Source organism: Methanobrevibacter sp. (assembly GCF_045636185.1).
Taxonomy (GTDB): Archaea; Methanobacteriota; Methanobacteria; order Methanobacteriales; family Methanobacteriaceae; genus Methanocatella.
Map to the genome: position 1 here is coordinate 1 of NZ_JAZTXC010000059.1, position 13351 is coordinate 13351.

The window sequence follows — 13351 nt, forward strand, 5'->3', positions numbered from 1 at the left end:
ACAATAATTAATTCTAAAAGGTTACAAATAATTAATGAAACTATCACTGGAGGTGTAACTTGAAAGAAAATAACCTAAAACACTACATATATCTATATAAAATAAAAAAGCAATCCCATTTATTTTAAAAATAATGTAAAATAGTGGAATTGTTAAGATTCAGAAATCCTAACACAAATCAACCCCAGAATAATTAAACCCGTTAAAATTTTCTTATTCATAATATACACTTTTCATTTACAAAAATATTTAAGTAATAGCAAATTTATACTATATGTATAACAGATTCAATTGATTATATGATTACTATTACCAGAAAAGAAGAAGTTGTTTTAAATCAGATAAAAATATTTGATGTGGAATATGATGGGATTATTCCGATGGATTCTTTAAAAAAAGAATTATGTATTGGAAGTTTTCATGAATACGACTTGGTCCAAGTGTTAAATTCCCTTTCAAATAAAAAAGTCATCAAATTCGAGGATTTAAATATTAGATTGCTGGCTTCAGATAAAGAAATCAATACTGTAAATTCTAAAAAAGATTTGGAAGAATTAGAATTGAATATTAAAGAGAAAGAATCCTTCGAATTAATTAAAACATTGGTTGATGATAAAAATCTGGTTTCCAAGTATATATTGGAAGGCAACTTGCTTTACGGTGATTTGAAATTAACTAATTTTAGAATGTATCATATTATATTATCCTTGGAAAACAAGGGTCTTTTAAAGCATATCAATAAATCTGATGGTGAATACTACTTACTGGTTGGATAATATTTTTTACATAAATTTTATTATCTGAGTATTATTAATTTCTCATTTTATCATAATATTTATATATATTTAAGATTAAAAATATCTTTATAAGTAAATATGATAGGTTATTTTTATGATGAGAATTAGTATGTCACTACCTAAAAAATTATTATCTGATTTTGATGAAGTGTTAAAGGAAAGAGGATATCAATCTCGTTCAAAAGGTATTCGTGATGCACTTCAAGATTACATTGTCCGTTACCAGTGGATGAATTCAATGGAAGGAGAAAGAATTGGAATTATAACCATTATCTATGATCACCACTACACAGGAGTAATGGAAAATCTTGCAGAAATCCAACACAGTTTTAGAAATGAAATTAATACCAGCATGCATATTCACATGACTGACAAATACTGTATGGAAATTGTGGTAGTTAATGGAGATATTGCAGAAATTAGAGAGTTAACTGAAAGAATTATGAGACTTAAAGGTGTAGAACACGTTAAATTAACAAGTACTGCAAATGGAGAAGAATTTAGTGAACCTGATGGGCATTCCCATGACCATTATCACTAATCACTAACTCCTTTTTTAATTTTTTTTATGAAATTTCAAACTACACATTATCATCTGGATTTATTGAAGGATGCTGATAGAGTATCCGCTTTTTTTGAAGCTATCAATGACTATTCTAAAAAAACGGAATTGGCTTATGATTTGGGCTGTGGATCAGGTGTATTGTCTTATTTTTTAAGCAATAAATTCAATGAGGTAAAATCTATTGAAATAGATTCTAAAGCCAGTTGCTGTGCATTAAAAAATCTGGAAAAATATGAAAATATTGAAGTAATTAATGAGGATGTTTTAAATTATAACTTCGCCAAAAAAGCTGATTTGATTGTTTGTGAAATGCTGGACACTGCCTTAATTGATGAGGAAGAGGTTCAGGTTTTAAATTATGCCCGTCGCTTTCTCAAGGAAGATGGTGAGATAATTCCTAAAGCCATTATAAATATTGCTGAATTGGTTAATATGCAAAGGAATTATATCCATTGGGATGAAAATGCATCTTATGAAATATTGTCAAGTCCCGTTAATTATTCTAAAGTCATTTTTAAAGAAGAAATAAATCCGTCTTTTGAAAAGAATCTGAAATTTGAAGTTAATAAAGACCAGATAGCCAATGGAATTAAAATAACTACAGTCACTATTCTTAATGATGATTTGGTTTGCGGTCCAACACCTATGTTCAATCCTCCGTTATTAATTCCAATTGAGGAGATTGATGTAAAATGCAATGATTTAATTAATGTAAAATTAAAATATAATATGGGACAAGGTATTGAAACCATTGAAACCCAAATAATATAGGTGATTTTATTTCTTTTAGGGACGAATTAGCAGAATTTCTCGATGGTTATGAAAAGTTATTTATTATTGGAATCGGAAACGAACTAAAATATGATGACGGTGTAGGCCCATACATTATTTCTAAATTAAATAATATAAATTTAAAAGATAATGTATTGCTTATCAATGCCCAGACTGTTCCTGAAAACTTTACTGGAAAGATTAGAAAGGAAAATCCTTCAAATATTATATTGATTGATGCTTGTTTAATGGGTTTAAGTCCAGGAGATTATAAAATAGTTAATGAAGAAGATTTTGCAAATATAGGCATTTCAACCCATTCGATGTCCCTATCATATTTTGTAAAATTTTTAGATAATGATAATATTTTATTCATTGGTATTGAACCAAAGTCATTGGAATTAATAGACCAGGATTCATTAGGTGTTTTGGATGCTGATTTAATGGATTTCAATGGTAAACTAACTGAAAATATTCAAAAAAGTGCTGATGAAATCATAGATTTATTGGGAGATTTATTATGAAAATTTTGTTTATAGGTTCACGTTTATATGATGACATTGATTATTATGTTAGGCAGAAAGAAATAGAGAGTATTTTAACAGAGTCAAATGAAAATGCAATTAATTTGGATTTGCCCGATCAAGTTTTTATCGTACCTAGAGGAATGGACGGGCCAAAGCAAATTGCAGTTACTCAGGATGTTGATGCTATCGTTCCGTTAATTGGAATAGATCCTCCTTTAATACAAGTTGCCCAAATGAAAGAGGAATTGGAGGAAAACTATGGGATTCCAGTAATTGCAGCAAATGTCAGGGCAGTGGAATTAACATCAAACAAAATAAATACAAAAAAATTCTACAATGAAATTGGTGTGGCCACTCCAGAATATCAAATTTTAAACAGCCCAGATGAGTTGACTCTTGATTTTCCTGTTGTATTAAAGCAAGGTAAAGGTCAAGGTGGAAAAGATATTAAAATAGCACATAATTTGGATGATGTAAACGAATACTTTGCGGAATATTCATATGCATTATGTGAGGAATTCATTGAAGGGTCTGAAATTTCAATTGAAGTATTGGGATATGGTGGAGAATATGTTGCACTGCCGCCGATTTACAAAGGTGAAACGACTCTTGAAGGTACACACCCATTAAATAAAGTTAAATTGGGTCCTTGTTTAATTGATGGTTTGGACAATAATCTTATCCAGCATACTGCTTATAATATTGCCCGTGCTCTGGATTCTGATGGCATATTTGAAATGGATTTCATGTATTCTCATAAGAAAGACCAATTATATGCAATTGAAGTTAATACAAGACCTAATGGAACAAGGTATTTGACTTCCGCTACATGCAGCATTAATTCATTATGTGAATTGATTAATATGGCCTGTGGTGATTTCAGCTTAAAAAATGTTCTGGATAAACTTGAATATTACTATTCAACTGAAATCCCTATTGGAAATTATCACGGTCCTGAAGTTAATGAACCAAAAAAATCTTTTGAAAATAATGATTTTGTTGTTCATGGGCCGGAAGGTTATCAAAGAATTACTATCCGTGCCAAATCTAAAAAAGGGCTTGAAGACTTAATCAATGAGTTAATATAGTTAACAATTATATACTATTAATTAGTAAAATATTATTGTTTAATATATTTTGTAGTGATTAGTATGAATACTGGAGAGATGTTAATTCTTTTTTCAATAACATTAATTGCAACGATATTCTTTACGTGGTATGTGAAAAGGATATTGCTTAAAGCAAGGATTACTGATAATCCTATCGTTAGTGAACACAGACATAAAAGCGGAACGCCAACTATGGGTGGTATCGCATTTTTATTTTCCATTTCTTTAGTTTTTGCACTTTATTATCAAGATACTCTTATTTTATTAATGTCATTTATCATGCTTGCTGGTGGTATTGTAGGTATGGTGGATGATTTGATTGGACTGAAAGTGAAGGAAGTTCAAAAAGTTGTTGTTAATATTTCTAATGAAACAGTAACATTAGGCAGATTGGATGTAGAACCTCAAGAGGAAGTTAGGGTTGCCACTCCAAAAGCTAAAGCAGAAGTAGATGATTTACTTAAAGATGGTAAGGTTGAGGTCGTTGGCGAAGTTCCAATTAAAACAGAACCTGAGGAACTTGAAAAAATAATTTGTCAAATTGTTATTGGTTTGCTTTTAGGATTAACCGGTGGAGTTAGTTCTATCTATGGATTTCAATTAGGTTGGTTAGCTATTCCTGTCACAATCATTGCTGTTTTAGGTTGTATTAATTCTGTTAATCTGATTGATGGTATGGATGGTCTTGCAGCCGGAATCATCGGTATAGCATCCATTTCATTTTGTATTTATGGTTATTTATTTGGACTTTCCCATGTAATTCCGCCATTTTTAATCTTGGCAGCATTATGTCTTGGATTTTTAGTATTTAATAAGTATCCTGCTTCAATATTTATGGGTGACACCGGGTCATTTGTATTGGGTACGGGTTATGCTGCAGCTGTTTTGTTATGTGATGTGCCTGTCTATGGTATTATTGCATTAGGTGTTCCTATCATATCTGTTATTGTCAGTTTGCTTCACAGAGCCCATATTATTAAATTGCCTGTTGAACCTTTACATCATACATTAAATCATTATGGTTTGTCTGAAGTTAAAATTATTTTAATTTATTGGGGCTCTACTGCAATATTATGCGTATTAGGTATTTTTGCCGAAATGTTTATATATTAATATGGTGTTTAAATGAGAATTAATGAATTGGCTAATTCCATTAACGGTAAAATAGTCGGCAATGACAATTTCTTTTTAAATCAAGATTTCACAGGAAGATTCACTTTATTAAATGATTCTTCAAAGGGTGATATTGTAATAAGGCATTGGATTAATGGAAAAGGAATTGAAATAGCTGCGAATAAAGACATTGCATGTTTAATTACTCAAAATCCGAAAGATGGTGCGATTGAGGCAGCAGAAAGATTAAGTTTTCCATTAATAGTTACTGATAAGATTGAATTGGCTAATGCATATGCTTTAAATTGGACTGTTGAAAATTACTCTCCAAACTCTAAAAATATTGTTATTACTGGAACCAATGGTAAATCAACTACATCACACATGATATATCATATTTTAAAGAGTGCAGGTTATCATGCATTCACCAATACTGATAGTGAATCTGAATTTAATACATTAATAGATCCAATGGTTTCAAAGCTAATTTCAGATGAAGTTAATGCCAATGGGGAACTGGATTTTTTAGTCATTGAAGTGTCAGAAGTACAGGGATGGCTGGGAAATTTAATGAAAAATCATGCTTCTTTAATGTCTAATGCCCTAAATCCTAATATTGGTGTTATTACAAACATTGCTATGGACCATATTGGTCTTGTAAATTCGATTGAAGAGGTTTTTGATGAAGTAAGTGCTGTTCCACAAGCTATTGGTGATGGAATTACGATTTTAAATTATGATGATGAATTGGTTAGAAAGTTGGATTCTCAAAATCCGTTTTATTGGTCAATGAATGATAAATCTGTTGACCTGTACTTTGATAATGGAATTTATTATGGTGATGAATTGATTATTGAAAGAGAAGATTTGCCATTTACCAGCAATCATTTCATACAAAATATTTTATCTGCTGTTGGTGCTTGCATTAGTTTAGGTATTGATTTAAAAGATATAAAAAATGCAGTTAAATCATATAGAGCACTCAATAGGCGTTTTGCAAAATTAAATGATGAACCATTGATTATTGATGATTTTGCCCATAATCCTGATGGCATTAGAAATACGATTGGAGAAACAGTAAAACTTTTACAAGATAATCAGAAGTTATATGTTGCATGTGCCATTAGGGGTTCTCGTGGTGTTGAAATTAACCAGTTAAATGTTGAAGCATTAGTTGAAATTTTAAACCCTGAAATTACTTTATTTTTATCATCCAGTAATGATGTAGTCAATGATTTAAATTATGTAACTCCTGAGGAAAGAAATGTATTTTTTGAGGTTTTAAATGAAAACAATATAAAATATACTCATTTTGATAACTTATTTGATTGTTTATCTGAAATATATAGATTGGCTAGAAATGATGATATTATTTTGCTGATTGGGGCTCAGGGTATGGACCCGGCAGAATCATTGCTAAAAAAAATTCTTTGAACTTTCCTGTGTTTAGACACGAGGAGGTTCAAATTACTATTTTGTTCTTTGCAGTTGCTTCATACCAATATCAAAAAAATAATATTAGAATAAAAAATAAATTCCTTCTAGAAAAAAGTATGCCAACTTAAAAAAAATATTATTTAACATTCAAAACAAGAATAAAAAACTAAAAAAGAAACAAACAACCATTTTATAATAAGTATGCTTCCCCTTACATTGCAATTCATCTCCGACCTAAGATGTTGGGGTATTCTTGAAAAAAATATATGATAAATTTAAATATAATATTAATCTAAAATTATAATTGTATATATATTTTTTATTCCTATGAATATTTAATCAAAGAGGATAAAAACATGTTTATAAAGATTAGAAGAGATACATTAATTATTTTATTATTAGCATTTATTCTGATTCTTTGCGGTCGTTTAATCACTTATGTCGCATTTGCTTCATCTGGTGAAACTAATGATGGTGTACCAATCTCTGGAATCATTGTTAAAGGTAATGATATTGTTCCAGTAGATACTATTCGATCAAATGTTATGCAAGCTGGTTTCCGTGATGGTAGTATGATATATGGTGATATATTAAAAACTTCTAAAAGGGAAGTTTCGCTGAAGGATGCGATACAATCGGCGCAAGAATTTGCTAAGGAATCGACGGTTCCTGGTACATCGGTTACTCCTATAACTGCAGCTGATGTTCAAGTTGATAAAAATACAGGAATTGTTACTGTAACAGTTATTGAAGACTTTTCAACTGTTAAGTTAGATAATAAAACAACGTGAGGGATAGAGTTTGAAAAAATTTAAGATATCGATAGTTTTTTTCATTATATTATTACTGACCATGAGTTCTGTGGCAGCTACTTGTAATATTATAGTTATTACAGACCCTACTGGTAAAGATCCTAATGGTGCAGCTGCAGGAAGTATGTCCTTCGCAGAGAACATGTTCCAGTCAACATTCTTGATGTCTAAAGATCATCATTTTGCAGTTCTGTCTGGGGGTACTGGTAGTTCTGACACTAGGTTAGATTCAATTATTGCTGCTATTGCTAATTTGGAGAATAATGCTTCTGCTTCTTCTGCAGCTTCTATTGCAAGTTCTTATAATGGGGCTCGTTTAGTAGTCGGTGGTCCTTATATGGGGGCTGCAATTGGTGGTTCATTTGATGCTTATGTAATAACTGTTGATGATGGAACCAAAGATATTACAGTAACACCGTACAGTAGTGGGGTGGCTGTTTTACAACAAGGTCAAAAAGGAGCTATTATTCACTTAAGGAACACTAATGGTAATCCACTTTATGGTACAGCAGATGGTGTTCGTAAGGAAACTGCAATGAATATTGGTAAAATGATTAGGGACGGATACCCTGCAACAACCATTCTTTCAGAGGCTATGGGTGAAGTTGCTCGTGATTCTGGAGAGAAATATGGTGGGGGTGGAGTAAACCTTGTTTCAGGTATTTCCACTTCAGATATGTTCACTCCTAATCAAATGAACTCTACCGGTTATCCGATGGATGAACCTTATTCCAAAACTTGTGAATACTGTGGTTGGGGTGTAGGTTACCCTACTGCAGATAATTATGATAAATGTCCTATATGTGGCCATGAATTAAAAGTGATTCATGCATATGAAGCATTAGGTGAGGCAATTACTGTCAGTCCTGATGCAGTAGCTGTGTCAGTTTATGGTAGTGGTAAGCCAGGTATTGAACCAACAACTGTAGAGATTGTTCAAGCTGCTGTTCATAGATATGGATATGATGCATCAGCCATTGCAGATTCAATAAATAGAGCTATTAATAATGGTCTTTTAATGGGTGTTGACCATATCGAACCTAAAGATATTAATGTTAAACCTGAATCAAAAGCTGTTGGTGTTTATTTCACAGCACTTCCTGGTGATAGGTCTGCACCGCCGTGGGACTTGCCTATTGATAATAATCTTTTAAATATTTTAGGCAGTATTCAAACGGCAGTAGGTATTGTTTTAATTCTACTGGTTATATTTAGAAGCAGATTATTAAAATCTTTCCAAAAAAGGTGATTTTTCACCTCATTATTTTTTTTTTTAAATAGGAGATATTATGGCATTAATTTTAGTCAGAGGCGAAAATAAGTCAAAGTTATTGAGTGCTATTTCAGATATGGAAAGGCATGGAAATTTAACTTTAATAACAAAACCAAAAATCATTAGTGCAGAATTTGCAGATTCTTTAGTAGAACAGATTTTAAAATCAAAACTCAAAACCAAATCTAATGTGGCTACAGCATTTTTTGTGAAAGAAGATACTACTTTAAGTATTTTAAAAATTAAACAGATTCATCCTCCTGCACATATTGTTGTTGTTAGCCAAGAGTATAATGGATATGAGGAATTGAAAGAAAAATTAACAATTGCTCATGAAATGGATGGTTATCAATCTTATAAAATAGTTAATGTTGGTAAGATTGATTATTCTGTTAAAGGCGAAAAGAGATATATTCAAAATGATAAATTGGATAGCTATAATGAATAGCTATCGTTTTTTAATATTTTTTTATTAATTTTCCAATATTTTAGATATTATAATGATATCTATTTTCTTTTTATTTTTACAATATTTCCCAGAGTTCTCTCACCGGAAGAATTATTTATAAACTGATTCAAATCTTCATTGCCGATACTTTCTAGTAATGTTATATTCAATGCTTTTTCTAATTTTTTAGTTAATTTGTTGTCCGGAGTCATTTTTCCAGATTCTATTCTGTTGATAACAGATACTCTTTCATTAATTTTTTTTCCCAAATCTTCCCTGGACCAGTTTTTAGCTTCTCTGGCATTCCTTACAGCGATGTTATAATCTTCAATCAATTCATCTGTAGGGTCATCATTTCTATAATTTCTTTTTGGTTGTGCTGTTTTTTTTCCTTTTTTATTTTGTTGGAATTTTGGTTTTGGAGGTGCTTTCTGTATTTTTCCAAGTTTAGCACACTCTTTACATACAACCATAACTGATCCTTCAATTTTTGCTCTTGTAGGATTTGTTTCACTTACGGGTTTACCACAAATTTCGCATTCCATATTAATCAGTTTTTTAATGTTAATTATGTAATTTTTTATATTATTTTCATTAATAAATTTTGTTTTTATACATGAAATATTTTGTTTGATAACATTAAAATAAATAACTTTAAATATTTATAATTACTAAATGTTATTAAAAGTAACTTAGTTGTAGAAATTTACATGGAGATGATTCACATGAATGATTTTGATGATTTGGAAAATTCTTCAAAAGAGGAATTGATTGAAAAAGTTGAATATTTACAAGATGAAATAGATTCTATTCGTGAAGAAAAATCCAAAGCTAAAAGTAATTTGATGTGGAAAGTTAGGAAATTAGAAAAAGATAAAGTTCTAATTGAGAATGAAAAGATTAGATTAGAAAGAGAAGCTAAATCCTTACGTTCCGAAGTAGAAAGATTTAGATCTCCACCTTTAGTTTTAGCTACTATTACTGAAGTTTTAGATGAAAATAGGATGACAGTTAAAAGTAGTACTGGTCCTAGTTTTCTTGTTAATTACTCAAAATTCTTAGATGAAAAATTATTAGTTCCAGGCTCAAGAGTTGCTCTAAACCAACAAACTTTTGGTATTGTTGAAGTATTGCCATCAGAAAAAGACGCAAATGTTTCTGGTATGGAAATCGAAGCTAAACCTGATGTAACTTATGAAAAAATTGGAGGTTTGTATGAACAAATAATTGAAGTTAAAGAAACTGTTGAATTGCCTTTGAAAGAGCCGGAATTGTTTGAAAAAATTGGTATAGATCCTCCAAAAGGAATCCTTTTATACGGTCCTCCAGGAACAGGTAAAACATTACTAGCAAAAGCTGTAGCTAATGAAACCAATGCTACATTTATTAAAATCGTAGCATCAGAGTTTGTTAAAAAATACATTGGTGAAGGTGCAAGGCTTGTACGTGAAGTATTTGAATTGGCTAAAGAAAAAGCTCCTGCAATTATTTTCATTGATGAACTTGATGCAGTTGCAGCTAAAAGACTTAAAAGTTCCACCAGTGGGGACAGAGAAGTTCAAAGGACTTTAATGCAATTACTTGCTGAATTAGATGGTTTCGAATCAAGAGGGGACATAGGTATTATTGGTGCAACCAACAGGCCAGATATTTTAGACCCTGCACTTTTAAGACCTGGCCGTTTTGACAGATTCATTGAAGTTCCACTTCCAAATGAAGAGGGAAGAAAAGAAATTCTTAAAATTCATACTAAAAGAATGGCATTGGATGAAGAAGCAGATATTGATCTTTTAAGTGATTTAACTGATGGATTGTCTGGTGCGGATTTAAAAGCAGTTTGTACTGAAGCAGGTATGTTTGCTATTCGTGAAAAACGTGATAGGGTAACTGTAGCTGACTTCATGGATGCTGTTGACAAAGTTGTAGACTCTGAACATGATGAAGAGTTTAAAAAAGAAGCCGGCGTAATGTTCGGTTAAGTTCATTCATAAAATAAGCCAATGATGAACCCTATGAGCTCTGATTAGTGATGAATGATGGGCGAGCTGAGGCTTATTTTTTTATCTATTTTTTGTAAAACTTTATTTATAAGTAAAATCTAATATTGGTATTATGTTTGGAAAAAATGATAATCAATCTAATGAAAGAATCATTTATGAGGCTAAACCTAATTTAATTTTAAGTTGTAAGAAAGCTATTTTAGGTTTTATCTTATTAATTATTGCATTATCTGTATCTGGACCAATTATTCAATATATTGGCCATATGCAAGTTTATTTGATATCTTATATTAAATTGCCTTTAACTAGATATGCTGCTGTTGCAGTTTTCGTAATTATTCTTATAATTATTTTATATATTATCTGGCAAATTATGGGATGGTATTCAAAGGAATACATATTGACAGAGTCTAAAATCGTTGTTAAGTCAGGTATTGTTCTTACTCGTAAAAATTCCATGCCTTATTCAACAATCCAAGATATTAACACTTCTCAAAGCATCTTTGCACGGTTGTTTAATGTTGGATCAATCAGTGCTTACAGTGCTTATGATAATAATCAGGTGGCTCTTGAATACATTTCCAATCCATCTAAAGTGGAAGAGATAATTTTTTCCAACATGAATAGAAACAGAGGTTATTATCAACAACCTCCTCAAAATCTAAATGCTAATTATCAGCAGGATTATTATCAGCCTCCGAATCAGAATGGTAATTATCAGCAGGATTATTATCAGCCTCCGAATCAGAATGGTAATTATCAGCAAGATTATTATCAACAACCTCCTCAAAATCTAAATGCTAATTATCAGCAAGATTATTATCAGTCTCCTCAACAGGATTACTATCCTGAAGATGACAATTATGCTGATGATGATGATGTTGTTGTTATCACTCCAATAAGACAAGAAGAGCAATATCAGCGCAGACAATATGATTATTATCCTGAAAATTTGAATTATAACAATGCTCAACAACCAAAATATGAATATGAACCGTATAATGAAAATTTGGAAAATAATATTGACCGTGCAATGAATATGGAATATGAATCATATGGCGATTCACCAGACTCATATAATGATACTTCCAATTATAATGAAGCAAGGCCTGATTATTCTAATAGTGATGATTATTATTATCATGAAAATGAAAACAAATTTTCATATGATGAAGATGTCAAAAAGGATTCCAATTCTCAAAAGAATGATGTGGATGAATCTAGTGAAAGTGTCATAAAAAGACATTTTGATAAGTTTAAGAAATAATTTTTTTTTTATTTGGGGTGGGAAATAATGGAATTATTATGTATACAGTCTCAGGAGCATCCTAAATTACCACAAGGAGAACTTAAAGCAGTAATTGAATGTGAAGAAATGGATACTTCTTTTGATGTAATAACTGAAGGGTTGGTAATTTTAAAAGATATTTCCACTGAAAATATTGATGAATATTATCAGATATTAACAAGGCGTCTGGGATATACTCATGAGGTTCATCAAGTAATAAAAACATCTGATGTTTCAAATTTCAATGAGGATATTCTCTCCATTGATTGGCAGGATTATATAGACGAGAACTTTGCTGTAAGGGTAAAAAGATTCAATTCACAAATTGATACTGTTGCTTATGAAAGAAAAGCAGGGGCATTGATTTTGGAAAAATGTGAAAACATTAAAGTAAAATTAAAAAATCCCAAATCATTAGTTAGATTAGTTGCATTTGAAGATACAATTTATATTGCAATTGAAAGGTATCATTTGGACAAAAAACATTTTGAAGATATTAAACCTCATAAAAGACCATTTTTCTATCCAGGTTCAATGAGTCCTAAATTAGCTAGATGTATGGTAAACCTATCTAGGGTTAAGGCAGGTCAATTGTTATTGGATCCATTCTGTGGAACTGGCGGAATATTAATAGAGGCTGGTCTGATAGGATGTAAAGTTGTTGGGTCTGATGTCAATTGGAAAATGAAAAATGGAACAGCTATTAATTTAGAACATTGCGGAATAACTGATTACAGGACATTCCATTTAGATGTCCGTGAACTTAAAATGTATGAAAAGGTTGCGGGTGTAGTTACAGATCCGCCATATGGAATATCAACATCAACTGGTGACATTGATGGTGACGATATTTTCAAGGAATTTTTCCATTCCATTTATGATAATATGGCTGATGATGCATATCTTTGTATGGCAAGTCCTCATTATGTTGATTTAAATCCAATGATTGATGAAGTGGGTTTTGAACTGGTTGAACAGTATGCTATCAAAATGCATAGAAGTTTGACAAGAATCATCTCTGTTATAAAGAAGGCAGAAAAAAATAGTTAACTTTATATACTAGTTATTTTTATTTCATTATTTTTTTATATAATCTTTTTAAAATTTAGTTTTTTTCAAAAAAAACTTTTTTTTCATTAATATTTTTTTATATTTTCCAAAAAATCGATTTTTATCAAAACTTATAAAATTTTTTTCATATTTCTATTTAT

The 13351-nt window shown here is 30.8% G+C and carries 14 protein-coding genes; 13 read left to right on the forward strand and 1 reads right to left on the reverse strand.

From position 1 onward, the window contains the following. Positions 1-299 precede the first annotated feature (299 nt). The 10 genes from ACKI3Q_RS03610 (at position 300) to ACKI3Q_RS03655 (ending at position 8852) form a co-directional block, all read left to right on the forward strand. Positions 300-776, forward strand: coding sequence for a hypothetical protein (locus tag ACKI3Q_RS03610; protein WP_407414347.1), 477 nt, complete (start codon positions 300-302; stop codon positions 774-776). Positions 777-891: 115 nt separating this feature from the next. After that, on the forward strand, positions 892-1338 hold the full coding sequence (nikR, locus tag ACKI3Q_RS03615; RefSeq protein ID WP_407414349.1) for a nickel-responsive transcriptional regulator NikR: 447 nt from the start codon (positions 892-894) through the stop codon (positions 1336-1338). 27 nt (positions 1339-1365) lie between these two features. Next, the gene (locus ACKI3Q_RS03620) at positions 1366-2133 is read left to right on the forward strand and encodes a methyltransferase domain-containing protein (RefSeq protein WP_407414351.1); all 768 of its coding nucleotides are present in this window, start codon (positions 1366-1368) and stop codon (positions 2131-2133) included. Between the two features lie 71 nt (positions 2134-2204). Beyond that, positions 2205-2657 carry a hydrogenase 3 maturation endopeptidase HyCI gene (locus ACKI3Q_RS03625; protein WP_407414371.1) on the forward strand — a complete coding sequence of 151 codons (453 nt, stop codon included), beginning with the start codon at positions 2205-2207 and terminating at the stop codon, positions 2655-2657. Further along, positions 2654-3748 carry an acetyl-CoA carboxylase biotin carboxylase subunit family protein gene (locus tag ACKI3Q_RS03630; RefSeq protein WP_407414353.1) on the forward strand — a complete coding sequence of 365 codons (1095 nt, stop codon included), beginning with the start codon at positions 2654-2656 and terminating at the stop codon, positions 3746-3748. The genes ACKI3Q_RS03625 and ACKI3Q_RS03630 overlap by 4 nt, the downstream gene beginning before the upstream one ends. A gap of 63 nt (positions 3749-3811) precedes the next feature. Next, positions 3812-4882, forward strand: a complete 1071-nt coding sequence (locus ACKI3Q_RS03635; RefSeq protein WP_407414355.1) for a glycosyltransferase family 4 protein — start codon at positions 3812-3814, stop codon at positions 4880-4882. 12 nt (positions 4883-4894) lie between these two features. After that, a complete protein-coding gene (locus ACKI3Q_RS03640) occupies positions 4895-6316 on the forward strand; it encodes a Mur ligase family protein (protein ID WP_407414357.1) in 1422 nt (473 codons plus the stop codon). 359 nt (positions 6317-6675) lie between these two features. After that, on the forward strand, positions 6676-7110 hold the full coding sequence (locus ACKI3Q_RS03645; protein ID WP_407414359.1) for a hypothetical protein: 435 nt from the start codon (positions 6676-6678) through the stop codon (positions 7108-7110). A gap of 61 nt (positions 7111-7171) precedes the next feature. After that, a complete protein-coding gene (locus ACKI3Q_RS03650) occupies positions 7172-8380 on the forward strand; it encodes a hypothetical protein (protein ID WP_407414361.1) in 1209 nt (402 codons plus the stop codon). Between the two features lie 40 nt (positions 8381-8420). Continuing rightward, positions 8421-8852, forward strand: coding sequence for a DUF356 domain-containing protein (locus ACKI3Q_RS03655; protein WP_407414363.1), 432 nt, complete (start codon positions 8421-8423; stop codon positions 8850-8852). Positions 8853-8911: 59 nt separating this feature from the next. On the opposite strand, the gene ACKI3Q_RS03660 is transcribed toward ACKI3Q_RS03655, so the two are convergent. Further along, complete coding sequence (locus ACKI3Q_RS03660) at positions 8912-9397, reverse strand: multiprotein bridging factor aMBF1 (protein ID WP_407414365.1); 486 nt, start codon at positions 9395-9397, stop codon at positions 8912-8914. Between the two features lie 198 nt (positions 9398-9595). Between ACKI3Q_RS03660 and ACKI3Q_RS03665 the strand changes: the two genes are divergently transcribed. The 3 genes from ACKI3Q_RS03665 (at position 9596) to ACKI3Q_RS03675 (ending at position 13190) form a co-directional block, all read left to right on the forward strand. Beyond that, the gene (locus ACKI3Q_RS03665; RefSeq protein ID WP_407414373.1) at positions 9596-10831 is read left to right on the forward strand and encodes a proteasome-activating nucleotidase; all 1236 of its coding nucleotides are present in this window, start codon (positions 9596-9598) and stop codon (positions 10829-10831) included. Positions 10832-10964: 133 nt separating this feature from the next. After that, entirely contained in the window at positions 10965-12119 is a 1155-nt protein-coding gene (locus ACKI3Q_RS03670; RefSeq protein WP_407414367.1) for a PH domain-containing protein, read from the forward strand. A gap of 27 nt (positions 12120-12146) precedes the next feature. Further along, positions 12147-13190: a TIGR01177 family methyltransferase gene (locus tag ACKI3Q_RS03675; protein ID WP_407414369.1), complete on the forward strand. Its 1044-nt coding sequence runs from the start codon at positions 12147-12149 to the stop codon at positions 13188-13190. Positions 13191-13351 lie beyond the last annotated feature (161 nt).

Coding starts and splice junctions, on each gene's coding strand:
- ACKI3Q_RS03610 (WP_407414347.1), top strand. CDS start 300: ATGATTACTATTACCAGAAAAGAAGAAGTTGTTTTAAATCAGATAAAA.
- nikR (WP_407414349.1), top strand. CDS start 892: ATGATGAGAATTAGTATGTCACTACCTAAAAAATTATTATCTGATTTT.
- ACKI3Q_RS03620 (WP_407414351.1), top strand. CDS start 1,366: ATGAAATTTCAAACTACACATTATCATCTGGATTTATTGAAGGATGCT.
- ACKI3Q_RS03630 (WP_407414353.1), top strand. CDS start 2,654: ATGAAAATTTTGTTTATAGGTTCACGTTTATATGATGACATTGATTAT.
- ACKI3Q_RS03635 (WP_407414355.1), top strand. CDS start 3,812: ATGAATACTGGAGAGATGTTAATTCTTTTTTCAATAACATTAATTGCA.
- ACKI3Q_RS03640 (WP_407414357.1), top strand. CDS start 4,895: ATGAGAATTAATGAATTGGCTAATTCCATTAACGGTAAAATAGTCGGC.
- ACKI3Q_RS03645 (WP_407414359.1), top strand. CDS start 6,676: ATGTTTATAAAGATTAGAAGAGATACATTAATTATTTTATTATTAGCA.
- ACKI3Q_RS03650 (WP_407414361.1), top strand. CDS start 7,172: ATGAGTTCTGTGGCAGCTACTTGTAATATTATAGTTATTACAGACCCT.
- ACKI3Q_RS03655 (WP_407414363.1), top strand. CDS start 8,421: ATGGCATTAATTTTAGTCAGAGGCGAAAATAAGTCAAAGTTATTGAGT.
- ACKI3Q_RS03660 (WP_407414365.1), bottom strand. CDS start 9,397: ATGGAATGCGAAATTTGTGGTAAACCCGTAAGTGAAACAAATCCTACA.
- ACKI3Q_RS03670 (WP_407414367.1), top strand. CDS start 10,965: ATGTTTGGAAAAAATGATAATCAATCTAATGAAAGAATCATTTATGAG.
- ACKI3Q_RS03675 (WP_407414369.1), top strand. CDS start 12,147: ATGGAATTATTATGTATACAGTCTCAGGAGCATCCTAAATTACCACAA.